General features: G+C 63.7%; 18 protein-coding genes. 13 read left to right on the top strand and 5 right to left on the bottom strand.

The features are described 5' to 3' along the window. Nucleotides 1-42: 42 nt before the first annotated feature. Together ACQ4W7_RS04540 and ACQ4W7_RS04545 are read right to left on the bottom strand one after the other, a co-directional pair. Complete coding sequence (locus ACQ4W7_RS04540) at nucleotides 43-489, bottom strand: CBS domain-containing protein (RefSeq protein ID WP_010398828.1); 447 nt, start codon at nucleotides 487-489, stop codon at nucleotides 43-45. Nucleotides 490-713: 224 nt separating this feature from the next. Next, the gene (locus ACQ4W7_RS04545) at nucleotides 714-1,337 is read right to left on the bottom strand and encodes a 2OG-Fe(II) oxygenase (protein WP_436528776.1); all 624 of its coding nucleotides are present in this window, start codon (nucleotides 1,335-1,337) and stop codon (nucleotides 714-716) included. A gap of 281 nt (nucleotides 1,338-1,618) precedes the next feature. On the opposite strand from ACQ4W7_RS04545, the gene ACQ4W7_RS04550 reads away from it, so the two are divergent. The 4 genes from ACQ4W7_RS04550 to ACQ4W7_RS04565 are packed head-to-tail and all read left to right on the top strand — an operon-like array spanning nucleotide 1,619 to nucleotide 7,203. Further along, entirely contained in the window at nucleotides 1,619-2,929 is a 1,311-nt protein-coding gene (locus tag ACQ4W7_RS04550; protein ID WP_426073653.1) for an O-acetylhomoserine aminocarboxypropyltransferase, read from the top strand. A gap of 1 nt (nucleotide 2,930) precedes the next feature. Next, nucleotides 2,931-3,743 (top strand): alpha/beta fold hydrolase, encoded by an 813-nt coding sequence (locus ACQ4W7_RS04555; RefSeq protein ID WP_436528778.1) that lies wholly within the window; start codon nucleotides 2,931-2,933, stop codon nucleotides 3,741-3,743. Between the two features lie 34 nt (nucleotides 3,744-3,777). Next, a complete protein-coding gene (locus ACQ4W7_RS04560; protein ID WP_436528780.1) occupies nucleotides 3,778-5,184 on the top strand; it encodes a PoNe immunity protein domain-containing protein in 1,407 nt (468 codons plus the stop codon). A 30-nt stretch (nucleotides 5,185-5,214) separates the two neighbouring features. Continuing rightward, complete coding sequence (locus ACQ4W7_RS04565; protein ID WP_436528782.1) at nucleotides 5,215-7,203, top strand: DUF6630 family protein; 1,989 nt, start codon at nucleotides 5,215-5,217, stop codon at nucleotides 7,201-7,203. 13 nt (nucleotides 7,204-7,216) lie between these two features. On the opposite strand, the gene ACQ4W7_RS04570 is transcribed toward ACQ4W7_RS04565, so the two are convergent. After that, nucleotides 7,217-8,593, bottom strand: a complete 1,377-nt coding sequence (locus ACQ4W7_RS04570) for a YihY family inner membrane protein (RefSeq protein ID WP_426073657.1) — start codon at nucleotides 8,591-8,593, stop codon at nucleotides 7,217-7,219. Between the two features lie 67 nt (nucleotides 8,594-8,660). On the opposite strand from ACQ4W7_RS04570, the gene wrbA reads away from it, so the two are divergent. From wrbA to ACQ4W7_RS04615, 9 genes are read left to right on the top strand one after another with little or no spacing between them, the layout of a single operon-like run. Beyond that, nucleotides 8,661-9,269, top strand: a complete 609-nt coding sequence (gene wrbA / locus ACQ4W7_RS04575; protein WP_436528881.1) for an NAD(P)H:quinone oxidoreductase — start codon at nucleotides 8,661-8,663, stop codon at nucleotides 9,267-9,269. Beyond that, the gene (locus ACQ4W7_RS04580; RefSeq protein WP_436528883.1) at nucleotides 9,269-9,679 is read left to right on the top strand and encodes a DUF2069 domain-containing protein; all 411 of its coding nucleotides are present in this window, start codon (nucleotides 9,269-9,271) and stop codon (nucleotides 9,677-9,679) included. Before wrbA ends, ACQ4W7_RS04580 begins: the two co-directional genes overlap by 1 nt. 11 nt (nucleotides 9,680-9,690) lie before the next feature. Next, a complete protein-coding gene (locus ACQ4W7_RS04585; protein WP_436528784.1) occupies nucleotides 9,691-11,106 on the top strand; it encodes an FAD-binding oxidoreductase in 1,416 nt (471 codons plus the stop codon). Continuing rightward, nucleotides 11,103-11,531, top strand: coding sequence for a DUF4124 domain-containing protein (locus ACQ4W7_RS04590; protein WP_426073660.1), 429 nt, complete (start codon nucleotides 11,103-11,105; stop codon nucleotides 11,529-11,531). The genes ACQ4W7_RS04585 and ACQ4W7_RS04590 overlap by 4 nt, the downstream gene beginning before the upstream one ends. Beyond that, entirely contained in the window at nucleotides 11,519-14,110 is a 2,592-nt protein-coding gene (locus tag ACQ4W7_RS04595) for an FtsX-like permease family protein (RefSeq protein WP_436528786.1), read from the top strand. Before ACQ4W7_RS04590 ends, ACQ4W7_RS04595 begins: the two co-directional genes overlap by 13 nt. Further along, nucleotides 14,110-15,186, top strand: coding sequence for a lipocalin-like domain-containing protein (locus tag ACQ4W7_RS04600; RefSeq protein WP_426073662.1), 1,077 nt, complete (start codon nucleotides 14,110-14,112; stop codon nucleotides 15,184-15,186). The genes ACQ4W7_RS04595 and ACQ4W7_RS04600 overlap by 1 nt, the downstream gene beginning before the upstream one ends. Before the next feature lie 43 nt (nucleotides 15,187-15,229). After that, entirely contained in the window at nucleotides 15,230-17,110 is a 1,881-nt protein-coding gene (locus ACQ4W7_RS04605; RefSeq protein WP_436528788.1) for an ABC transporter transmembrane domain-containing protein, read from the top strand. Nucleotides 17,111-17,112: 2 nt separating this feature from the next. Further along, nucleotides 17,113-17,787, top strand: a complete 675-nt coding sequence (gene leuE / locus ACQ4W7_RS04610) for a leucine efflux protein LeuE (RefSeq protein ID WP_426073664.1) — start codon at nucleotides 17,113-17,115, stop codon at nucleotides 17,785-17,787. 9 nt (nucleotides 17,788-17,796) lie between these two features. Continuing rightward, a complete protein-coding gene (locus tag ACQ4W7_RS04615; protein WP_436528790.1) occupies nucleotides 17,797-18,888 on the top strand; it encodes a threonine aldolase family protein in 1,092 nt (363 codons plus the stop codon). A gap of 100 nt (nucleotides 18,889-18,988) precedes the next feature. On the opposite strand, the gene ACQ4W7_RS04620 is transcribed toward ACQ4W7_RS04615, so the two are convergent. After that, nucleotides 18,989-20,431: an OmpP1/FadL family transporter gene (locus ACQ4W7_RS04620; protein ID WP_436528792.1), complete on the bottom strand. Its 1,443-nt coding sequence runs from the start codon at nucleotides 20,429-20,431 to the stop codon at nucleotides 18,989-18,991. 160 nt (nucleotides 20,432-20,591) lie between these two features. After that, nucleotides 20,592-23,333: a bifunctional diguanylate cyclase/phosphodiesterase gene (locus tag ACQ4W7_RS04625; RefSeq protein ID WP_426073667.1), complete on the bottom strand. Its 2,742-nt coding sequence runs from the start codon at nucleotides 23,331-23,333 to the stop codon at nucleotides 20,592-20,594. Nucleotides 23,334-23,533 lie beyond the last annotated feature (200 nt).

Raw genomic sequence — 23,533 nt, forward strand, 5'->3', positions numbered from 1 at the left:
AACGCCGGCAGTTGCCGGCGTTGTTATTACTGCATAGTGCAATTAGTCCGTCGTTTCAGCCGGCCAGTCACGGATATACGCTTTCAGCATTTGGTTTTCAAAGCTTTGCGCTTCGAGCACGGCGCGTGCCACGTCGTAGAAGGAAATGACGCCCAGCAAGGTCTTGGCGTTCATGACGGGTAGGTAGCGCGCATGTTTTTCCAGCATGATGCGACGCACTTCATTGACTTCCGTATCGGGGGTGACGGTGATCGGGTGGTCATCCATGTGCTTGCGCACGGTGCCACCGCCGATCTGGCCCGCGTTTTCATGCAGCGCGTTGAGCACTTCGCGGAAGGTCAGCATGCCGACCAGGTCGCCAAATTCCATGACCACCAGCGAACCGATGTCCTTTTCAGCCATGGTATTGGCCGCGTCAAGCAAGGGCTGGTCAGGCGTGACCGTGTAGAGAATATTGCCCTTGACTTGGAGAATTTCAGATACTTTCATATTGGCCGTCCTGTCCGCGTGATTGGTATTTTAGTTATTCTAGCCCTTACTGCGACTGTAGCCTATGCCTGCGGAAAAATCCAGCCTTGCGCGCAATCAAATCGAGGAGGATTGTCGGGCAAGAAAAACGTAGCGAGCGGATGCGCGGCGCGGCCGAGAAGCGCAGCGGTACGCGAGTACCGTGAGCATCGCCGGCCGTGCCCCGCGACGCGCAGTAGTTTTTCTCACGCGCGGCGGCGGAACCAGCCTGCGATCGACAGGCGCTCGCGCGCCGTCGGCAACACTTCGTGCAGCATCTCGCCCGACAGAAACATGGCCATGCGCCCTGCTTCGGGCGCGATATCCACGCTGGGGCCGCCATCGGGGTGCAAACGCAGCGCGCCGCCGTGTTCGGGAAGCCAGTCGTCGTTCAGGTACAGCACGACGGACACAGTGCGCTTGTCGTCGTCGCGGAAACGGTCCAGATGGGCCCGGTAAAGAGCGCCTGGCGCGTACAGGGCGAAATGGCTTTCGTACTCGTCCAGCCCCAGGAACAGCTCACGGTTGAGTACCTGGCGCAATGCTTCCATCTGTTCAAGATAGCGGTCGCAGGCCTCTGAACGGCCCGCTTCCAGCCATGCGATATGGTCGCCGCGAATAGCCGGCTGTAGCAGGGGCGCATGGCCGCCGCCCACGCCGGCGCCCTTCATCTTGCCGCTGAGCATGGATTGCACGCATTCGGCGGCCAGCTGGCGGCTGAGCTCAAGAGAAATGAATTGCTCTTGCATGCGCCAGCCTGTGCGGCACAGGCCGTCAACGATAGAGGGTCCGGAAACGGCAAGGGCGCCGTCGAACGATATTGCGGGCATAGAATCTTTCCTGGTGGACATGCATGAGAGTGCGCCTGAAGCCCAGGATTTCGTTCGTTTGCAGCTGCTTCCCGGCGGTGCGGCGCACGCGCGAAGGTCGAACAACCCGAATATCACTGATCCGGCATCCTACCACCGCCACGCGGAGCCGGTCACTTTTTTCCACTTCAAGTGACACGCGCCGCCTGCCAGCACGGCGCCATGCGCCCTGCACGCGAGCCCTTTTACTCAGCGGAAAATCAGGTTACGATCTTGGCACTATAAAACTTGGCGGAGACACCATGAGCGGCCCGAAATACCCCGGTTTCGATACTTTATCCCTGCATGCGGGCGCGACGCCCGACCCGGCTACGGGCGCGCGCGCCACGCCCATCCATTTCACGTCCTCGTTTGCCTTCAAGAGTTCCGAGCATGCGGCCTCGCTGTTCAACATGGAACGGGCCGGCCACGTGTACTCGCGCATTTCGAATCCCACCAACGCCGTGCTGGAAGAGCGCATCGCCGCGCTGGAAGGTGGCGTGGCAGGCATCGCCACGGCCAGCGGCCAGGCCGCCATGCACCTTGGTTTATGTACCATCGCCGGCGCGGGATCGCACATCGTTGCTTCACGCGCCCTGTACGGCGGCTCGCACAACCTGCTGGCCTATACATTAAAACGCTTCGGCATCGAGACGACGTTTGTCGACCCGCGCGATGTGGACGCCTGGCGCAGTGCGATACGCCCTGAAACCCGCGTGCTGTTTGCGGAAACCCTGGGCAATCCCGGCCTCGACGTGCTGAATATCCCGCAAATAGCCACCCTGGCGCACGAACACCAGTTGCCGCTGATGCTAGATTCGACGTTTACCACGCCCTATTTGCTGCGCCCCTTCGAGCATGGCGCCGACCTGGTGTTCCACTCGGCCACCAAGTTTTTATGCGGCCACGGCACGGCCATCGGCGGCTTGCTGGTCGATGGCGGCACCTTCGACTGGCAAACGGCCTACGACAAAACGGGCCGTTTTGCCGAACTGTGCGAACCGTATGACGGCTTTCACGGCATGGTCTTCGCCGAAGAATCGACGGTGGCGCCGTTCGCCCTGCGGGCGCGACGCGAAGGCTTGCGCGATTTCGGCGCCGTCATGAGCCCGCACAATGCCTTCGCCATCCTGCAGGGCATCGAAACCCTGGGCTTGCGCATGGACCGCCACGTGGCCAACACGCGCAAGGTGATTGACTTCCTGCTGGCTAATCCGGCCGTGGAATCCGTGTCCTACCCTGAACTGCCGTCGCATCCCGACTACGCACTGGCGAAAACCCTGCTGCCGAAAGGCGCGGGCGGCGTGTTCACCTTCCGCCTGCGCGGCGACCGCGCGGCGGGCCAGCGCTTTGTCGACAGCCTCAAGATCTTCTCGCACCTGGCCAATGTGGGTGACGCCAAGTCGCTCGTCATCCACCCCGCCTCCACCACGCACTTCCGCGTGCCAGACGAGCAACTGGCGCAGGCGGGCATCACGCAAGGCACCATGCGCTTATCGGTGGGCCTGGAAGATGCGGACGATTTGATCGAAGACCTGGCCCGTGGCCTGAAACTGTCGCAGAAAGGCGCCTGAGATGTTATTCACCATCGAGAACAGCACGGCCTACTGCTACACGGGCGGCAAACCATACAATCCGGATCAGCCCACGGCTATCTTCATCCATGGCGCGCAGAACGACCATTCCGTGTGGGCCCTGCAAACGCGTTATTTCGCCCACCACGGCTGGAACGTGCTGGCCGTCGACTTGCCGGGCCACGGCCGCAGCCTGGGCGCGGCGAAAAGCAGCGTCGAAGAACTGGCGCGCTGGATACTCGCCGTGCTGGATGCGGCTGGCGCGGGCAAGGCCATGCTCATCGGCCACAGCATGGGGTCATTGATCGCGCTGGAAGCGGCATTCCTGGCGCCCGTAAGGATCAGCCACCTGGCCATGTTGGGCTCCACCTACCCGATGAAAGTCTCGCCCGCGCTGCTGGAAACGTCACTCCATGACGAACAGGCGGCCATCGACATGGTCAATATCTGGTCGCACTCGTCGATCGCGCAAAAGCCGTCGTTCCCCGGCCCGGGCTTCTATGCCATGGGCGGCGCGCGGCGCTTGAAACAGCGCATCGCCGCCATCAACCCCAATCACGTGTTTCACACGGATTTTTTCGCCTGCAATGCCTACGCGAACGGCGAAATCGCCGCCGCTTCGGTACACTGCCCCACGTTATTCATTGTCGGCGCGCGCGACATGATGACGCCGCCCAAATCGACCAGGCTGCTGACAGCAACAATAGCGCATGGCACGGTGGTGCAGGTCGACAGCGGGCACGAATTGATGGCCGAGCAGCCCGACGCCGTGCTCGACGCGCTGTTTGCGTTTGCGCAAAGCACGCCGGCATGACGCCATGCCACGCACACTTTTTTAGGATAGATAGATGATGTTGTTGAATACCCTGCTCGATGAATTGACTGGTCGAGGCAGCGGCACGGAAGCGGAGCAGCAAGAACGCTATAAATGGCTGCAACAGTTGCGCTGCACCAACCCGCAGGCGGCTGAAGGCGGCCCCATGGCGGGCATCCCCGGCTACTACTGGTCCCGGTTGCCGCAGGCACTGACGGTCGCCGGCCAGCAGACGGATCTGCTGGTCGGTACCATGAACGCGCAATACCTGGTGTTCGCCGGCCGCCACGCGGCAGCCTTTGGTGCCGAACTGGGGCTGCAATACGACGCCAACAACCACATCGACCGCCCCGGCGGCATCGATGAACTGCTCGACGCGTATGAAGAAGAGGCCGACGGCAGCTGGACCACCTTGCCGGCTGGCCAGCCAGCGCCACCGCTGGCCGGCTGGGACGACGTGTATTTCCGCGTGCGCGACCTGAGCGACGGCATAACCATCCAGAGCGTGACCACCATCGCCTACGAGAGCAGCCGTTTCCCTGGCTATACCCTGCTGGGCACGACCCTGGTAGGCGCCGGCGCCATCGCCCACGATGACGAGACGGCGGAATATTTGCAGCAAATCTTCGCCGATTGGGCCATCCAGCGCGATTGCGCCGCGAGCTGCCCGCCTTCCTCCACGCCCTGGCCATGCACGCCGCGCCAGGCGCCGCCCTTGCCGTCCGGCACCCCGTTCGATTTCGGCCGCAATCTGGCCTATCTCGACGCCCTGCTGACGGCCTATGTGCGGGCACAGGCGCGGGCACAAGACGATGGTGGCGATAGCGCCAACTGGGCTTGCGCCGCCGCCAGCGTGGCTTACCAGGTATTCTCGCTGCGCTACACGGCCGGCCTGCCCTTGCCCGAGGTGAACAGCGCGCTGGAAGCGGCCGTCGCCGCCTGCGAAACGGCGCGCGCGGCGCTGGCCGCCGCCTACGATGACGATGCCTTGCCCGCCTTTGATTTCGAACAATTGACGGATTACGCACGCACCTTGCAGTTGCTGGGCGCGACCCTGCTGTTCGGCCGCCACGACCTCGCTGCCCGCCTGGCCGCCCTGCAAACAGCCTTCGATGGCGAAGATGGCGTGTATGAAGCGCTGCTGGCGACCGTCGATCCGCAGCGTCCCGCCGTCGACGAATGGTATTTCGCCGAGCCCTATTCGGCCCTGTTCGACTGCCTGGACGAGGACGATCCCGCGCAGCAGCTGGAGCACCTGCGGCAATACCTGGCCAGCTGGCATGGCGCGCTGGTGCACGAAGACTGGTTCAACGGCCATTTGCGGGCGCAGGGTCTGGGCGGCTACTACGGCCTGTGGGCCTTCGAGGCGGCCGCTGTGGCCATGCATCTGGGCCTGGAGCGCAGCGCACTGGCGCACTGGGTCATGCCGCCATCGCCCTGAATACCCCCGTTCACTTTTAGATAAATATCCATGATCAATACCGCAGCCCTGTTCAGCACCGCCTTCTTGCCCGGCGAGGCCGGCTTCGACACCGACGCCATCACGGGCCTGGCCGAATGGCGGCTGGACACGCCCATGCTGTTCAAGCTGCTCATCGGCGCCGACGCGCAAGCCGTCGCCTGGCCCATCTACGGCGATGGCGAAGACTGCGCCTGCGTGCTGGCCGCGCCAATGGTCCAGGCGCAAGCCAGCTGGCAAGCGTTGTCACAGCTGATGGACAGGCCGCGCGACGCTGCCGCCATCGTCGCGCGCGCCGGCATCAGCGCCCTGCTGGCCAGCGGCCAGCCGTGGCTGATCCTCGATTGCGTGCAGCTGATCGCGCACGATATCGATACGCCGGATTATGCCGCCGCGCTCAATGCCCTGCGCGCCGAGGCGCAAGCCTTGCACGCTGCCCTGCTGCGCGGCGACCGGGAAGCCCTGACGCCCCTGCTGGCCGCCGGCGCCACTTCGCCCGCGACCGGCTACTGGTCGGCAACGGCCGACGCGCAACTGGCCGATGTCGAGGAGCTTGATGGGGAAGACCTGCCCTTCCTGCAAGGCCTGGAAGTGCGCAAGTGGCTGGAAGACGCGCTGTGCTACGAGGTGGCTGCGGCGGGACAACCCGACATCCTGGGCCTGGTCACGCCGTATGGGCGCTGGATCGTGCCGCTGTCGCTGAACGTGATTGACCTGGACAGCAGCGACGCGGGCTATGGCTGGATCACCTTTGCCACGGCGGACAAGCCAGATGCACACGGCGTGCTGGACCTGAACGGTACGGTGGTGCTGCCGCCCGCCCCCGGCGCCCTGTATGTGATCAGCCCCCACTTGGTGCAGCAATACGATCAGGACGGCGCCAGCCGTTTGCTGCGCCTGCCCGACGGCGCGCTGCTGTTCGAAAGCGTGCACCAGATCGGCCAGCGCGACGATGGCTATATCGATATCGAACGCCAGACGCACGATGACGAGCACAATGTCTGCGGCGTGATCGATGCCACGGGCAAGGTAGTGCTGCCGACTGCCTACAGCTCCGTGCAGGATTTCGGCACGAAAAAGAAGATCGCCATCGTCAGCCAGCGCATCGATGGCCGCTTCCTGTTTGGTCTGGCGAACAGCCGGGGCGATCTGCTGACGCCATGCCAGTACGAAGCCATCGATTCCGCCACAACGTCGTCGCCGCCCAAGCTGCGCAAGAACCTGATCTTCGCCATCGATGCGCAAGGCCTGGCCTGCATGCTGACGCTCGATGGCAAGCAAGCGTTTACGCCGCTGTATCCGCCCGCCCACCATCTGCGCGGCGTGGCCGTGCAAAGCGATTTTTTATATGTGGTCAAGGATGGCATGGCCTGGAGCATGGATTTCACGGGCCAGTTGCTGGAACAGCTCGACACCGTGGAAAACTTCAAGGCGGACGTCACGGCCCAGCTGAGCGCGGCCATGGGACTGGGCAAGAAGAAAGCGGTGCCGCGCAACAGCTTTACGCCGGCGCAGATCCTGGCACAGGCCGACCGCGAACAGTTGCGCGTCATGGCAGCCCTGTTCTTCCTGGGCGATGCGGAACTGGCCGCGCGCTGCGTAGACATCACTTTGGAAGAGCTGGCAGAGGACGATCTGGAAGAAGAATACGAAGGCGATACGCCCGAAGCGGCGTGTTTCTTCCTGCTCTGGTGCACTGCCGCCGATGTGCTGGGCCACGGCACCACCCTGGACTGGAAATCGGTCGATGAAGTGCCGCGCATCGGCCAGCATATCGAACTGCCCGCACTGCAGGACTTCCGCTGGGCGGAACGCGAAGACGGCGACGCCTTGGCCGAGGGCCTGGCCGCCATCGCCGCCCACCTGGCGCCGCATCAGCTGCACCTGGTGAACATGAACGGCGGCGAAGACACGTATTACCTGGGCGTAGTGCGCGCGTCCGATGCGGCCGCGTTCAGCAAGGTGGCGCTGCAGGCGGCCCTGCGGCCCGTCGTGTACTAAGAGTAAGGGTCGCTCAGTTGCATTTGACGGCCCCGAAATGCTGCGCCAGGGTCAGGCCCAGTCCCTGCTCCACGGCGTTTTCCACCTGCGCCGCCAGGGCGGCCGCTTCTTCCGCCGCCTTGATGTCGCGCTCATTGGTGGAACCGGCCGGGTAGCCGGAGTTCACGCGCATGCCGCCAAAGACGAATAAACGGTAGACATCGGCCAGGCTGATGCGGTTGACATTGCCCAGCAAGACCCAGTGGTCGGAACTGTCGGCCACGCGCTTGCCCCACTGCACCCGTACGGCGCCATCCACGTTGACTCGTCCCACCCAGCCCTGCTGCACCATCTTGTCGAGCAGGGTTTCCATCTCTTCGAAACCCAGGCGCGTGCTGCGGCGGATCTCGGCCGCGCCCACCAGGGCCGAATCGGCGCAGTGGCAGGCCTGATGCAGCACTTTCAAGATAGCGACGGCATCGACGAATTCGCTGCCCGGCACCGCCTCGTACCACCAGCGCTCGTATTTTACGACGGGCAAGGCAGCCACCAGCAAGGCGCCCACCAGGGTGATCATCCAGCTCAGGTAAATCCACACGAGGAACAGCGGCAAGGCAGCCAGCGCGCCATAGATGCGCGAATACGTGGGGAATTCCTGGATGAATTCACCGAAGCCCCGCTTGGCCACCTCGAACGCCAACGCCGCCAGCAAGCCGCCCCAGGCCGCGTCGCGCCAGTCCACGTCGCGGTTCGGCACGGCGATGTAGAGCAAGGTAAACGCCAGCATGGTCAGGCCGATCGACACCAGCGTATAAAACACGGCGCCAAGGAAGGGCACGGCCCCCACCACGCCGCTGGTGGCCATGAAGAGGCGCGACGTGACCGTCAGCGACACGCCCACCAGCAGCGGTCCCAGGGTGACGATGGCCCAGTAAACAAGTAAACGCTTGGTCCAGCGGCGTTCCTGGCGCACGCGCCAGATGCGGTTGAAAACGCGTTCGATCAAGCCCATCATGCCCACCGAGGTGACGATCAGGGCACCCGCGCCGATGGCCGACAAGCGCGTCGCTTTCGAGGCAAACGTGGTCAGGTAGTCGAGGATGGTGTTCGAAATCCCCTTGGGCATCACGCTTTGCACGAAATAATCTTCCAGCGCATGGCGGAAGGTATTAAACAGAGGGAAAGTGGTGAAGATGGCCAGGGCCAAGGTGAGCAGCGGCACCAGCGCGAACACGGTGGCGAACGTCAGGCTGCCGGCCACTTGCGGCAAGCTTTCCTCGCGCACGCGGCGGCGCGCGAATTGCAGCAGGTCGCGTGTTTCTGACCATGTCAGGCCGCGCACGACGGCCAGTCCCATGCTCAGGGCGCGCCACAGGTATTGAAAGATCGGGAGTATATATTTTGAAAACATGTGCAAAATCAGAACGGCGCCATGACAGCAGTCGTATCAGGCTGTAAAGCGCCCTATAATACCAATGATGAAGCCAACCAATCTGATTATTCTCGTATTGTTTTATTCACGCCATGGCGCCACGCGCCAGTTGGCCGAGCTGATAGCCCAAGGGGTGGAAAGCGTGCCTGGCTGCGATGCGCGCCTGCGCACCGTGCCTGCCGTCTCGACGGTGACGGAAGCGACGGCGCCGGAAGTCCCGCTTGACGGCGCGCCCTACGTGGAACTGGAAGACTTGCAGGAATGCGCGGGCCTGGCCCTGGGTTCGCCCACGCGCTTCGGCAACATGGCCGCCGCCATGAAGTACTTCTGGGATGGCACGGCCAGCGATTGGCTGGCCGGCAGCCTGTCAGGCAAGCCCGCCTGCGTGTTCACGTCCACGGGCAGCCTGCACGGCGGCCAGGAATCGACCCTGTTGTCGATGATGATCCCCCTTTTCCACCACGGCATGCTGGTCATGGGCCTGCCCTACACGCATGCGGAACTGATGACCACATCCACGGGCGGCTCGCCCTACGGCGCCACGCACTGGTCGGGCATCGATGGCGACAAGGCCTTGAGCGACGATGAAAAACGCCTGGCCATCGCCCTGGGCCGGCGCCTGGCGGAAAACGCCGCGAAACTGGCAGGCGCATGATGCACGGCGCACTGCACAAGTATTTTCACTGGGGCGCCATCGCCAGCCTCGCCACCCTGATTGTCTGGTGCCTGCTGTGGGAAACCGTCGTCGCGCCGCTGCAGCCGGGCGGCTCCTGGGTCGTACTGAAGGCCGCGCCCCTGCTCATTCCCCTGTACGGCGTCATCAAGCGCGACGTCTACACCCTGCAATGGTCGTCGATGGTGATCCTGCTGTATTTTACAGAGGGCGTGGTGCGCGGCTACAGCGACACGAATCCCGTCTCGGCCCTGATGGCCTGGGGAGAGGCGGCCATCGTCTGCATCTACTTCTTCTGCGCCGTGCTGTATCTGCGCCCGTATAAACAGGCTGCCAAACGCATGGCTAAGGAACTGCTGGAAAAAGTGAATAAAGTGAGCATCAAGAAATGAGCGACACGCTAATGACTGACCAAGCCGATTTCCTCGCCGCCTGCCGCGACCTGCTGGGCGCAGCGTACGTACTGACAGACCACGCCGACACGGCGCCCTTCCTCACCGACTGGCGCGACAGGTTCACCGGCAAGGCACTGGCCGTGCTGCGACCCGCCAGCGTGGAGCAAGTGGCCGGCGTGCTGCGCGCCTGCGCGCAATGGCAGATTCCCGTCGTGCCGCAAGGGGGCAACACGGGCCTGGTCCTGGGCAGCATCCCGGATGCGGCCGGCACGGCCATCGTGCTGTCGCTGGCGCGCCTGAACAGCATACGCGCGCTCGACCCCGTCAACCGCACCATCACGGTGGACGCGGGCTGCATCCTGCAAACCATCCAGGAAGCGGCCAGCGCCGCCGGCTGTCTGTTCCCGCTGTCGCTGGCGGCCGAAGGCAGTTGCACCATCGGCGGGAACCTGGCGACGAACGCGGGCGGCACAGCCGTGCTGCGCTACGGCAATACGCGCGAGCTGTGCCTGGGCCTGGAAGTGGTCACGCCGCAAGGCGAGATCTGGAACGGCTTGCGCGGTTTGCGCAAGGACAATACCGGCTACGATTTGCGTGACCTGTACATCGGCGCCGAAGGTACGTTGGGCGTGATCACGGGCGCGGTGATGAAACTGTATCCGCAGCCGAAAGCCTGTATCACGGCGCTGGCCGCCATGCCCTCGCCCGCGCACGCCCTGCGTTTATTGAGCCTGATGCAAGACCATTGCGGCGCCAACCTGACGGGTTTTGAATTGATGTCGCAGTATTGCTTGCAACTGGTGGCGGAACAATTCCCCCAGTTGCCGCGTCCATTTACCTCCCCGCATGGCCAATATGTGTTGCTCGAATTGTCCAGCAGTCAGTCCGAGGCGCACGCCGTGGAATTGCTGGAAGCGAGCATCGGCGCGGCGCTGGAAGAGGAGCTGATCGAGGATGCCGTCGTCGCCAGTTCCGTGGCGCAGTCGGAAGGCCTGTGGCAGTTGCGCGAGCACATTCCGCTGGCGCAGGCGCAGGCGGGCAAGAACATCAAGCACGATATCTCGCTACCCATTTCCTGCATCGCCGATTTCATCGGCGTCACGGATGCGGCCCTGGAAGCGGCCTTCCCCGGCTGCCAGCTCGTATGTTTCGGCCACCTGGGCGACGGCAACCTGCATTACAACGTAGCGCCGCCGCCCGGCATGACGGATCACGACTTTCTCGCCAACCAGGATGCCATCAACCGCATCGTGCACGACCAGGTCCACGGCTTCGGCGGCTCGATATCGGCCGAACACGGCATCGGCGCCCTCAAAAAGGACGACCTGGCGCACTACAAGTCGCCGCTGGAATTGCAGCTGATGCGCGCCGTGAAGCTGGCGCTGGACCCGAAAAACATCATGAATCCGGGGAAAATATTGTGAAGTCGCCTTCCCTCCTGCTCTGCGCCATGGCCTTGTCGGCCGGCCCCGCCAGTGCGCAGGACGTCTACAAATGCGTGCAGGACGGCCAGACCAGCTATAGCGCCACGCCATGCACGGGCGGCCAGCTGCAGATCCTTGAAGTCCCCTCGCCACCGCCTGCCGTCGACAAGGGCGCCGCCACGCGCCAGGAGCGGGTGGCCAGCCAGATGGAAGCGGCGCGCAAGCAGCGCGAAAGCCGGGAAGACCAGGCGCGCGAACGGGCTGCCAAGCAGCTTGAGGCACGCGACAAGCATTGCGCGCAGCTGCGCATGGAGAAAAAATGGGCGGCGCAGGACGCCGTCGGCGCAGGCGACAGGAACCGCGACGCGGCGCAACTGAAAGCGCGGCGCGCCGGCGAACGCCTGGCCGTCGAATGTCTGCATTGAGTGCGCCGCAGGCCAGCCCGGCGACGACGCGCCTGCTGTCGCGCTGGTTGCTGCTGGGCGAATGGCGCGCGCATCCCGTGCGCGCCCTCGTCGCCATCCTGGCCATCGCCATCGGCGTGTCGCTGGGTTTTGCCATCCATTTGATCAACGCGGCCGCCTTCAATGAATTTTCCACGGCCGTCAAAAGCCTGTCCGGCCAGGCCGACGTGCAGGTGGCCGGGCGGGAAGCGCTGTTCGACGAAGCCATCTACCCATGGCTGGCGCAGCGCGACGGCGTGGCCATGGCCTCGCCCGTGCTGGACCTGCAGGCCGCGGTGGCCGGCAAGACTGACGGCGGCCCGCTGCACATCCTGGCGTTCGACGTCTTCCGCGCCGGCTTCATCTCACCCGACCTGATCGGCGCACCGGCCGATGGCACGCCTTTCGACACCCTGGCCGACGATGCCCTCTTTTTATCGCCGGCCGCCTTGCGCTGGCTGAACGTGGCGCAAGGCGACAAGATTGCCTTGCAATCGGGCACGGGCAAGGTGTCGCTGCGCGTCGCCGGTTCGCTGCAACGCGCGCGCGCAGGCCAGCGCATCGCCGTGATGGATATCGGCGCGGCGCAGTGGCGCTTCAACAAGCTGGGCAAGCTGTCGCGCATCGACTTGAAACTGCGCCAGGGCGTCAACCGCGACGCCTTCCAGGCGGGTCTTGCGCGCGCGCTGGAAGCGCAGTACCCGGGGCGTTTCCAGGTGGGCCAGCCCAATGACGAAAACCAGAATAGCCGCAACAATAACCTCAGCCGCGCCTACCGGGTCAACCTGACGGTGCTTGCCCTCGTCGCCCTGTTTACGGGCGCCTTTTTAGTCTTTTCCACGCAGGCGCTGTCCGTCATCCGTCGCCGCGGCCAGTTCGCGCTGCTGCGCGTGCTGGGCATGGAACGGGGCCAGCTGCTGCGCCAGGTGCTGCTCGAAGGCGCCAGCCTGGGCGTGGTCGGTGCCGCGCTGGGCATCGCCGGCGGCTACGCCATGGCGGCCGTCGCCCTGCGCTTTTTCGGCGGCGACCTGGGTGCCGGCTATTTCGCGGGCGTGCAGCCGCAAGTGCAGTTCACGCCCGTCGCCGCCTTCGTCTACTTTGCCCTCGGCCTGGGCGTGGCCTTGCTGGGCTGCGCGGCGCCCGCGCTGGAAGCGGCGCGCGCGGCCCCCGCCATTGCCCTGAAATCGGGCAGCGAAGAAGTGGTGACGACGCGCCTGGCGAAAACCTGGCCCGCGCTGGCTTGCCTGCTGCTGGCCGGCGCCTTGACATTGCTGCCGCCCGTATTCGAGCTGCCCCTGTTCGGCTATCTATCCATCGCCCTGCTGCTGATCGGCGCCATCGCCCTGATGCCGCAACTGGCGGCCGTGGTCTTCCGTTTTCTGCAGCGCGCCTGGCTGCGCACGGAAACGAGCAAGCACGCGCCTGTGCGCAGCCTGACCCTGGCCCGCCTGGCAAATGCCTCGGGCCAGGCCGGCATCGCCCTCGGCGGCGTGCTATCGAGTTTTAGCCTGATGGTGGCGATGGCCATCATGGTGTCGAGCTTCCGCGTCTCCGTCGATGACTGGCTGCTGCAGATTTTGCCGGCCGACCTGTATGCGCGCACGGCCGCCAGCGGTGGAACGGCGGGCCTGAACCCGCGCGAGCAGGCGGCCATCACCGCCCTGCCCGGCGTGGCCAGGGTGGATTTCCAGCGCCTGCGCTCGTTGTCGCTGGCACCCGACCGACCGAATGTAGTGCTGCTGGCGCGCCCCGTCAACCTGGCAGATCCGGAAAAAAGCATGGTGCTGGTGGGTGACACCCTGCCCGTGCCAGATGGCGCGAAACCCGTGTGGCTGTCCGAGGCGGCGGCCGACCTGTACAACGTCAAACCGGGCCAGCAGATAGCCCTGCCGCTGGCGGGCGGCTTGCACAAGTTCTTCGTCGCCGGCATCTGGCGCGACTATGCGCGCTCTTCCGGCGCCATCCAGATGCCGCTGACCGACTACCGCGCCCTGACGGGCGACCTCGATGTCAGCGATGCCGCCCTGTGGCTGGCCAAGGACGCCACGGGCGAGCAGCTGCAGCAGCGCCTGAAAGCCCTGCCCTTCGGCGCCAGCCTGGAAGTGTCGAATCCGTCGGCCATCCGCGCCCTGAGCCTGCAAATCTTCGACCGCAGCTTCGCCGTCACGTATTTATTGGAAGCCATCGCCATCGTCATCGGCCTGTTCGGCGTGGCCGCCACGTTTTCCGCGCAGACCCTGGCGCGCGCGCGCGAATTCGGCATGCTGCGCCACGTGGGCGTGACGCGCGGGCAGATTTTGTCCATCCTGGCGCTGGAAGGCGGCGCGCTGACAGCGCTGGGCATCGCCACCGGCTTTGTGTTGGGCCTCTTGATCAGCTTTGTGCTGGTCTTCATCGTCAACCCGCAATCGTTCCACTGGACCATGCAACTGCACCTGCCCTGGCCATTGATCGCCACCGTGGCCGCCGCCCTGCTGACGGCAGCCGCCGCCACAGCCCTCATCGCGGGCCGCCAGGCGCTGTCCGCTGGCCCCATCCGCGCCGTCAGGGAGGACTGGTAATGCGCCGTTTGACTTGTCTACTATTATTCTGCAGCGCCGCCGCCATCGCCGCACCGCCTGCCTTCGCCCCCGTCACGCCGCTGCCGGCCGGACAAAGCCTGCGCCTGCCGCACGATTTCGGCGCGCATCCCGCATACAAAACGGAATGGTGGTACGCCACAGGGTGGGTAAAAACCAGCTCCGGAGAACAGCTGGGCTACCAGGTGACCTTCTTTCGCAGCGCCACGGCCACCGATACGAACAACCGCAGCGCCTTTGCGCCGAAACAGCTGATCATCGGCCACGCAGCCCTGTCCGACCCGAAGCTGGGCAAGCTACTGCACGACGAGAAAAGCGCGCGCGAAGGTTTCGGCCTGGCCTACGCCAAGGTGGGCAACACGGATGTGAAACTCGACGATTGGCGCATGCAGCGGCAAGCCGACGGCAGCTACCAGGTCAGCCTGGCCGCGCGCGACTTTAGCTTGCAGCTGACCCTGGCCCCCACGCAGCCCGTGCTGCTGCAGGGCGAGGGCGGCTACTCGCGCAAGGGCGCGCGGCCCGCGCAATCGAGCTACTACTACAGCGAGCCGCAGCTTGCTACCCGTGGCACGATCGCCCGCGCGGGCGGAAAACCGGAAGCCGTCACTGGCACCACCTGGCTCGATCACGAGTGGTCGAGCCAGGTGCTCGATGCAGACGCCAGCGGCTGGAACTGGATAGGCGCCAACCTCGCTGATGGCGGCGCCCTGATGGCCTTCCAGATCCGCAGCAAGACAGGTGCTAAACTATGGGCGCACGCGACATGGCGCGATGCGTCCGGTAAGATGACGCAGTTCGCCCCCGGCGAGGTCGATTTCACGCCCACGCAGCTGTGGCGTTCGCCCCGCACGCAGGCCGAATACCCTGTCGCCACCGAAATCCGTACGGGCGCCACGCGCTGGCAGATCAAGCCATTGCAGCCCGACCAGGAACTCGATTCGCGCCGCTCGACGGGCGCCGTGTACTGGGAAGGCGCCGTGACAGTCGAGCGCGATGGCCAGCCGGTGGGCCGCGCCTACCTGGAAATGACGGGCTACGTGCAGCCGATGAAGTTATAAACGTTATCCGCAGCATCGAATATGTAAATCAAAGCGAAAAACAATGACAACCAGCACAGAAACAGGCAGCACCAGTACAGCAACCGCCACAACCGCCGCAGCCGCCACACCAGCTCTTGACACCGGCAGCAGCCGCGAACTGAAAAAAGGTAGCCTGGCCGCCTTCAAGGGTTTGATGCCCTTTTTGACGCCATACCGCAAACAATTTTTCCTGGCCGGTATCGCGCTGGTGGTGGCCGCCGCCTCGACCCTGGCCATTCCTGCCGCCTTCAAGCAGATGATCGACCTGGGTTTCGGCGGCGCGGCCGGCTCGAAAAGCATCCAGCATGTCGACCTGGTCTTCCTGGCCCTGTTCGGCGTGGCGTCCATCCTGGCGCTGGCCACGGCGGCGCGCTTTTATACGGTGTCGTGGCTGGGCGAGCGCGTCACGGCCGACATCCGCAGCGCCGTGTACCGCCACGTCGTCACGCAAAGCCCTGAATTTTTTGAAACCACGCAGACGGGCGAAGTCCTGTCGCGCATCACCACCGACACGACACTGATACAGGCCGTGGTCGGCACCAGCATCTCCATGGCCCTGCGCAATGTGCTGCTGTTCCTGGGCGGCCTGGTGATGCTGTTCGTCACCAGCGCCAAGCTGGCCGGCATCATCATCGGCTTGCTGATCCTCGTCGTCGTGCCCATCATCGTGTTTGGCCGCAAGGTACGCAAGCTGTCGCGCGATTCGCAGGACCGCATCGCCGACGCTTCGGCCATGGCCGGCGAAATCCTCAACGCCATGCCCACCGTGCAAGCGTTCACGCACGAGAAAATCGAATCGAAACGCTTTGGCGACTCCGTCGAAGGCGCCTTCATGACGGCCATGCGCCGCATCCGCGCCCGCGCCCTCTTGACCATGATCGCCATCCTGCTGGTCTTCGGCACCATCGTGTTCGTGCTGTGGCTGGGCGCGCGCGCCGTGCTGGAAGGCGCGATGACGGGCGGAGATTTAGGCCAGTTCATCCTGTACGCTTCCATCGTGGCCGGCGCCATCGGCGCTTTGTCTGAAGTCATGGGCGAAGCGCAGCGCGCCGCCGGCGCCACCGAGCGCCTGCTGGAATTGATGGCCGTCAAATCGGAAATCGAGTCCCCGTCCACGCCCCTGCCGCTGCCGGCACGCGCCGCGAACGGCGCCTCGCTGTCGCTGGATGATGTCATGTTCTCGTATCCATCGCGTCCGGACACCCACGCGCTGGATCACGTCAGCCTCGACATCCGCGCCGGCGAAACGGTGGCCGTCGTGGGGCCGTCGGGCGCCGGCAAGACCACCCTGTTCCAGCTGTTCCTGCGTTTTTATGATCCGCAAAGCGGCAGCATCCGCCTCGACGGCGTGGACATCAAACAGCTCGACCTGCATACCCTGCGCGACGCCATCGGCATCGTGCCGCAAGATACGGTGATCTTCTCGGCCGACGCCATGGAAAACATCCGCTACGGCCGCGCCGGCGCCAGCGACGAGGAAGTCATCGCTGCCGCGAAAATGGCGGCCGCCCACGAATTCATCGAGCGCCTGCCGAATGGCTATAAATCCTTCCTCGGCGAACGAGGCGTGCGCCTGTCCGGCGGCCAGCGCCAGCGCATCGCCATCGCCCGCGCCCTGCTGAAAAACCCGCCGCTGCTGCTGCTCGACGAAGCAACCAGCGCACTGGACGCGGAATCGGAACGCCTGGTGCAAAAGGCGCTGGAAGCGGCCATGGTGGGCCGCACCACGGTGATCATTGCGCACCGCCTTGCCACCGTCCAGCGGGCCGACCGCATCATCGTGATGGAAGACGGCAAGATCGTCGAGACCGGCACGCATGCCTCGCTGGTCGCATTAGGCGGTATTTACGCCAACCTGGCCGCCCTGCAATTTCATCACGTACAGCTCCATCCAGCAGAATAATCATGAACGCACTTTTCCACGCCAACCTGGGCATCACCGATTTCTGGACCTTTTTACTAGGGACCATCTTCATCGTCATCCTGCCCGGCCCCAATTCCATGTACGTGCTGTCGGTGGCGGCACAACGGGGCGTGCGGCCCGCCTACCAGGGCGCCTTCGGCATTTTCGCGGGCGACCTGATCTTGATGGTCCTGTCGGCCTGCGGCGTGGCCTCGTTGCTGAAAGCCAGCCCGGCCCTGTTCTACGTGGTGAAATACATCGGCGCGGCCTACCTGGGCTGGATCGGCCTGCAAATGCTGATCGGCTGCTGGCGCAAGCTGCGCGCGCCCGCACCGGCCGACGGCGAAACGCCTGCGGCCCCAAGCCCGGTCAAGGAAAGCGATCCGTTCCGCAAGGCCCTGATCATCAGCCTGATGAACCCGAAGGCCATTTTGTTCTTCATTTCCTTCTTCATCCAGTTTGTCGACCCGGCCTTCCCGAATCCCGTGCTGTCCTTCATCGGCCTGGGCCTGATCTGCCAGGTGATCAGCTTTACCTATCTGACGGCCATCATCTTTGTGGGCGCGCGCCTGGCCGAGACCTTCCGCCGCCGTCGCCGCCTGTCGGCCGGCATGGGCGGCGGCGTGGGTGCCATGTTTATCGGCTTTGGTGCGAAACTGGCCACGGCTACCCTGTAAGGAACTACCGTGAACGAACTTGAACTTCGCCAGCGCTGCCATACCGTCTTGCCGGGCCACCGCCAGCCCACGCCAGCAGCCACTTTCACCGCCATGGCCGCCTGGTGCGACGCCAACGACATCGCGCACGACACCTATGGCGAAGGCGCGCTGATCGAGCAGTTCGAGAACAAGATCGCCAGCCTGCTCGGCTTCGAGGCTGCCGTGTTCTGCATCACGGGCACCATGACGCAGGTGACGGCCTTGCGCCTGGCCTGCCAGGGCCGGGGTTCCTCGCTGGTGGCGCTGCATCCGACGTCGCATATCCTGCGCCACGAGCGTGGCAACCATGAATTGCTCGAGCACTTCAAGGGTTTGATGATCGGTGACCCGCACCGTCCGTGGACGGTCGACGACTTGCGCGCCGTACCCGATGCGCTGGGTGCCGCGCAGGTCGAATTGCCGATGCGCGAAATCGGCGGCCAATGCCCGTCGTGGGATGAGTTGAGCGAACTCAAGCGGTACTGCCGCGAGCACAACATCCACCTGCACATGGACGGTGCGCGCCTGTGGGAAGCGCAAGCGGGTTTTGGCCAGCCCTTGCACGCCATCTGCGACGGTTTTGATTCCGTGTATGTCTCGCTGTACAAGGGCATCGGCGGCCTCGGTGGCGCCATGCTGGCCGGCAGCCGCCCGTTTGTCGAACGGGCGCGCGCATGGTTCCACCGCCAGGGCGGCAACATTGTCCACCGCACACCCTACGTGGTGGCCGCCGCCATGCAATTCGATGCACGCCTCGCCGCCATGCCCCGCTATTTCGAACGCACACAGTGGCTGTACGCGCTGCTGCGCGACTATCCGGCGATTGCCGTCAACCCTGCCCAGCCGCAGGCCAACATGCTGCACTTGCACTTGCCCGTCTCGCGCGAGCGGGCCATCGCCATCCGCAACCAGGTGGCCACAGACCACGGCATCTGGCTGTTCAGCCGCGCCAGCCACGCAGCCCTGCCCGGGCACAGCGTGGTCGAATGGTATGTGGGAGATCAGTTGCTGGAACTGCCGGACGACACCGTGCGGCTGGCCTTGACCCTGCTGAATCAGGCCATGCGCGACAAGCCATGATAGGCGCAGGCCAACACCACCACAGTCATGATCCAGCAAAAAAAGCGCCCGAAGGCGCTTTTTTCATTGCATGGCGGCCGGGTTGGCCGCCACTACCTGCTTAGAACTTGTAGTTATAAGCGAGACCGATCAACTGCATGCGGGTCTTGAACAGGCCCTTGGTGGTTTCACCGTTGCCGGTGCAGCCCGTCTTGACCGGCGAGCAGTCGTTTGTGTAATTGACATCAGCATTCTTGAAGTCTATGTAGCTGTAAGCCAGGTCGAGCGAGGAATTGGCGTTCAGCTTCCAGTTCGCGCCGATCGAGTACTGCATGCGGTCGCTGTCCGGCAAGGCTGGGTGGCGCAGCTCGGCGCTGCGGACCGGGGCCTGGTCATGCGCGATACCGGCGCGCAACAGCAGGTTTTCGCTGTACTTGTAATTGGTGCCCAGCGAGACGCGGTAAGTGTCTTTCCAGTTCTGGCGAATGCGCTCAGCGCCTTCGGCCGTCGGCGGGAACTGGATGTCCAGGTTCTGCAGGCGCGAAGTGCGGGTCCAGGTGACGTCGCCCATCAAGGCCCAACGATCATCCATCTGATGGAAGGCGTTGACCGACAGGGTTTCCGGCGTGCGCAATTCCACCAGCGCTTCGGAATTGACCTTGTTCGATGCCTTGGCAATGAAAGCGTTCACGGCTGGATTGCTCGTCACTTGCGAGAAGTCCCAGATGGTGCTGCCCTTGAGCTTGTGCGAAATCGACGAACGGTAGGAAATACCGAAACGCGTGCCTTCGTTCAGCTGGTACAGATAGCCGAGGTTGAAGCCAAAGCCCCAGTCGTGGCCGTCCATCGAGGCGTGGCCATCCTTGATTTGACCCTGCAGTGCCGCGCCGGCAGCTTGCGCTGCAGCCAGGCCCTGGGTCTTGGCGATATTGGCCAGGAATGCCTGTGATGCGCTAGGCGCAAACTTGCCCAGGAAAGCAACCGAACCGGGCACATCCACGCCCTGGCCCAGTTCCGCCTTCATGTATTCAGCCGTAACACCGAAACCGAACGAGTGATGCTGGTCCAGCTTGAACGACACGGAAGGATTCAAGGCGATCGCTTCGAGCTTGATATTGGTGATCGCGTAGCGGCCATACCAGTCATTGCCGTAATCGAGCTTGGCGCCATACGGTACGAACAGGCCCGCGCCGACGGTCCACTGATCATTGATTTTCTTGCTGGCGTACAGCGCAGGCGCAACCACGGCGTCCGGCGCGTAGTCCTTGGTTGCCGCGTAAGGCGTGCGATTGCCCGGGAAGAATGGCTTCGAACCCGAATCCGTGTAGGTCGAATGCGGTACCACCAAAGTGCCGCCGCCCACAAACTGCGTGCCTTCCAGGCGCGACATGCCGGCCGGGTTGTAGAAAATGGTCGACGCGTCGGCCGCTTCAGCGCCGCTGGCATCGGCCGTGCCCTGGGCGGACACGCTTTGCGAGCCAAAACGGTAGCCCGATGCTTGTGCGGTGGAAGAGATGCCGGCGAACGCGGCAACGATCAGGAGGGGCAGATATTTATGTTTCAAGTTAGTCTCTCTTTATTATATGAAATTGTCTTCGGCACACTATCGCGGGCATCTCAAGCTGCCCCGTCTTGCACTTTTCTTGCCGCCGTGAACTCCAATCCACTGACGGCATGAGCGAAGCATATAATATTTTTTAGAAAAAAGCGAACGTTCGCTCTTTTTATGAAACTGCGTTGTTTTCCTCGCCAATCACGGGGCTGTAGGGAGGCAGCACGGGGGCTGGAAGCGGTATCAGAAAGCGCTGGTGCATCAGCGCCAGCATCTGTTCGGCCGGCACGGGGCGCGAAATGAAATAGCCTTGGACTTCGTTGCATTGCAGCGCGCGCAGGATATCGAGCTGCTCGCGCGTCTCCACCCCTTCGGCCACCACGCTCATGCCCAGCGCATGCGCCATCGACAGGATGGCGCGCACGAAGACCTCGCCCTGCTCCGAGCGGCCCAGTTCCATGGTGAAAGCGCGGTCGATCTTCAAGCCATCCATGGCGAATTTCTGCAACTGCGACAGCGAAGAATAGCCGGTGCCGAAATCGTCGACCAGCAGGCGCACGCCCAGCGCGCGGATGGCCGACAGTTGCTCCACGGCGCGGTTCTGTTCATCCATCATGGCCGATTCCGTGATTTCCACCTCGATCAGCCGCGCATCGATGCAGTGGCGCGCCAGCGCGGACGCCAGCACCTGGTGCACGTCGCCACGGCCGAACTGGCGTGCCGAGACGTTGATGGACACGGGCACCAGTTCCAGCCCGCTGGCCTGCCAGCGCGCCATTTGCAGGCACACCTTCTCGATGACGACTTCGCCCAGCTGCGAAATCAGGCCGCTGCTCTCGGCCACGGGTATGAATTCCAGCGGCGGCACCATGCCATGCTGCGGATGCTGCCAGCGCACCAGCGCCTCCATGCTGCACAGCTGCCCGCTCATGGCGTCGACGCGCGGCTGGTAGACGACAAGAAACTGGTCCTGCTCCAGCGCCGCCACCAGGCTTTGCTCCAGTTCGCGGCGGTTGCGGATGGTCTCGAACAATTCGGGCTGGAAGAAGCGGTGATGGCCCTTGCCCGCCACTTTCACGGCGTACATGGCGATATCGGCGTTCTTCAGCAACACTTCCGTCTCGGCGCCATCGCGCGGATACAGGCTGATACCGATCGAAGCGCCCATCTTGTGGCGTTCGCTGCCCAGGTAAAACGGTTCGTCGAAGGCGATGGCGATGCGCTGCGCCACTTGTTCCGCCCGGCTATCGTCTTCCACCGGATCAAGCACGACGACAAATTCATCGCCGCCCAGGCGCACCACATGGTCGCCCGGCCGCAGCACGGCCTTCAGGCGCAGCGAGGCAGCGCGCAGCACCTTGTCGCCCTCGGCGTGACCCTGCGTGTCGTTGATATCCTTGAAACCGTCGAGGTCGATGAACAGCAGCGCCAGCATCTGCCGCGCGATGGCGGCGCGCCCCAGGGCGCCGGGCAGGAATTGCTGCAGCCAGTAGCGGTTGGGCAAGCCCGTCAAGCCGTCTTCATTGGCCAGGCGGCGCAAGTCGCGCTCGTGCTCCTTGGCCGTGCTGATGTCTTGCAGGGTGACGGCCAGGCGGTCGCCGCTGCGCACCAGGCGACGGCGTATCCAGCGTAGTTTGAACGGGTTACCTTCCGGCAACTCGATCTCTTCCTCGGAAAAGCCGGACTGCATGGCGGCCCGGTAATGATGGATCAGGTCGCGGAAATACGGTTCGTGGGCACGCGACTGCAAGCGCATGCCCAGCAGCTGCTCGCGGCGCACACCGAAATAGCCGGCGCCCGGCTCGTTGCAGTCAACAATCTCGAAGTCGAGGATGCTGCCATCCTCGCCGCGCAGGGCAGCAATGATGTAAAAGCCGTCGCTGGTGCCTTCGGTAGCCATGCGATAGGCGTTGCGCACCCCTTCGGACTGGTGATGGCGCCACGCCAGGCGCAGCGACAGTACGGTGGCAACGGCGGCAAAGGCCAGCAACAGCACGGTGACGGCCAGCGCGATGCCGATATATATGGTGCGCGTTTCCTCGTAGGGGCGCAGCATTTCGCCGTCCGACAGACCGACCACGGCCGTAAACGGATAGGCTTTCAACGCTTGCCAGCCTACATAGCGGCTTTGCTTGTCGGAAAAAGCGATCCTGCCGCCCGAATGCATGGCGCCGCTCTCCGATTCCAGGATGCTGGTGTCGAGAAACGGCGTGTCCTGGCCACTCTGCATGGGCAGGACGCGCGAACCGAGGCGCGTGCTGAACAGCTCGCCCTCGTCGCCTACCATGGCGGACATGCCGAACTTGCCGAAATTGACGCTGTTGTAGAATTCGGAAAAATAGCTGGAATGGAGGGAAATGAGTAGCACGCCGTCAAAATTGCCATCCTCGTCTTCCAGTCGGCGCGTGAAATGCACGAGACTTTCGTCCGCGCCGGGGGTTGCCGGGGCCGCCTCGATGACCCTCCCCAGCGCGATGCGCAGCGCGCTGGAATTGCTGCGCCAGTGGCGCAGCAGGAAATCGCTGCGCTCGTTGACCCGCAGGCGCTGCAGCGGCGCCGTGGCCGTCACGGGGTGGCCCTTGCGATCGAGGATGGCAACGATGGCAAATTGCGGCAAGGCATACATGCCCTGCGTCTTCAATTGATCGAGGCGCAGCCGGCCGCGCGAATTTTCCCACTCATACTTGAGCTGCAAGGTGAGCTGGTCCATCTGTTCCAGGGTGCGCAGCAAATACTGTCCATACGCTTTCGACAGCGAAGACACGCTGTCGAGCGCCTGCTGCTGCGCCACCTTTTTTTCCGCCTCCAGTTGCAGCAAGGTCGCCGTCCACAACACCGCGCACAGGACCAGCCCCAGCAAGGGCCAGGCCAGGATCAGGCGCAGATTGGCCTTCAGAAAGTCGGTCCTGCTCATCTCCACCACGGCGGCGTTACTATTATTTACAAATTGTCGCAAGAACATGGTGCAGCATCTGCCGTTTCTGTGTATTTCTTCAAGGACACACAAATTACCACAGAGTCATGTTTACAGGTGAAACGGCAGCGCATTTATGTGTGCGGACGGCAGCCCGCCTGTCGCGCCTGCGTTACAATCAGCATCCTTACCGTTGGAGA

The organism is Janthinobacterium algoris (assembly GCF_051380935.1).
GTDB lineage: Bacteria > Pseudomonadota > Gammaproteobacteria > Burkholderiales > Burkholderiaceae_D > Janthinobacterium.

What these genes read in the sequence shown, in the direction of transcription:
- ACQ4W7_RS04540 (WP_010398828.1), bottom strand. Translation starts at nt 489, where the DNA reads ATGAAAGTATCTGAAATTCTCCAAGTCAAGGGCAATATTCTCTACACG.
- ACQ4W7_RS04545 (WP_436528776.1), bottom strand. Translation starts at nt 1,337, where the DNA reads ATGCCCGCAATATCGTTCGACGGCGCCCTTGCCGTTTCCGGACCCTCT.
- ACQ4W7_RS04550 (WP_426073653.1), top strand. Translation starts at nt 1,619, where the DNA reads ATGAGCGGCCCGAAATACCCCGGTTTCGATACTTTATCCCTGCATGCG.
- ACQ4W7_RS04555 (WP_436528778.1), top strand. Translation starts at nt 2,931, where the DNA reads ATGTTATTCACCATCGAGAACAGCACGGCCTACTGCTACACGGGCGGC.
- ACQ4W7_RS04560 (WP_436528780.1), top strand. Translation starts at nt 3,778, where the DNA reads ATGATGTTGTTGAATACCCTGCTCGATGAATTGACTGGTCGAGGCAGC.
- ACQ4W7_RS04565 (WP_436528782.1), top strand. Translation starts at nt 5,215, where the DNA reads ATGATCAATACCGCAGCCCTGTTCAGCACCGCCTTCTTGCCCGGCGAG.
- ACQ4W7_RS04570 (WP_426073657.1), bottom strand. Translation starts at nt 8,593, where the DNA reads ATGTTTTCAAAATATATACTCCCGATCTTTCAATACCTGTGGCGCGCC.
- wrbA (WP_436528881.1), top strand. Translation starts at nt 8,661, where the DNA reads ATGAAGCCAACCAATCTGATTATTCTCGTATTGTTTTATTCACGCCAT.
- ACQ4W7_RS04580 (WP_436528883.1), top strand. Translation starts at nt 9,269, where the DNA reads ATGCACGGCGCACTGCACAAGTATTTTCACTGGGGCGCCATCGCCAGC.
- ACQ4W7_RS04585 (WP_436528784.1), top strand. Translation starts at nt 9,691, where the DNA reads ATGACTGACCAAGCCGATTTCCTCGCCGCCTGCCGCGACCTGCTGGGC.
- ACQ4W7_RS04595 (WP_436528786.1), top strand. Translation starts at nt 11,519, where the DNA reads ATGTCTGCATTGAGTGCGCCGCAGGCCAGCCCGGCGACGACGCGCCTG.
- ACQ4W7_RS04600 (WP_426073662.1), top strand. Translation starts at nt 14,110, where the DNA reads ATGCGCCGTTTGACTTGTCTACTATTATTCTGCAGCGCCGCCGCCATC.
- ACQ4W7_RS04605 (WP_436528788.1), top strand. Translation starts at nt 15,230, where the DNA reads ATGACAACCAGCACAGAAACAGGCAGCACCAGTACAGCAACCGCCACA.
- leuE (WP_426073664.1), top strand. Translation starts at nt 17,113, where the DNA reads ATGAACGCACTTTTCCACGCCAACCTGGGCATCACCGATTTCTGGACC.
- ACQ4W7_RS04625 (WP_426073667.1), bottom strand. Translation starts at nt 23,333, where the DNA reads ATGAGCAGGACCGACTTTCTGAAGGCCAATCTGCGCCTGATCCTGGCC.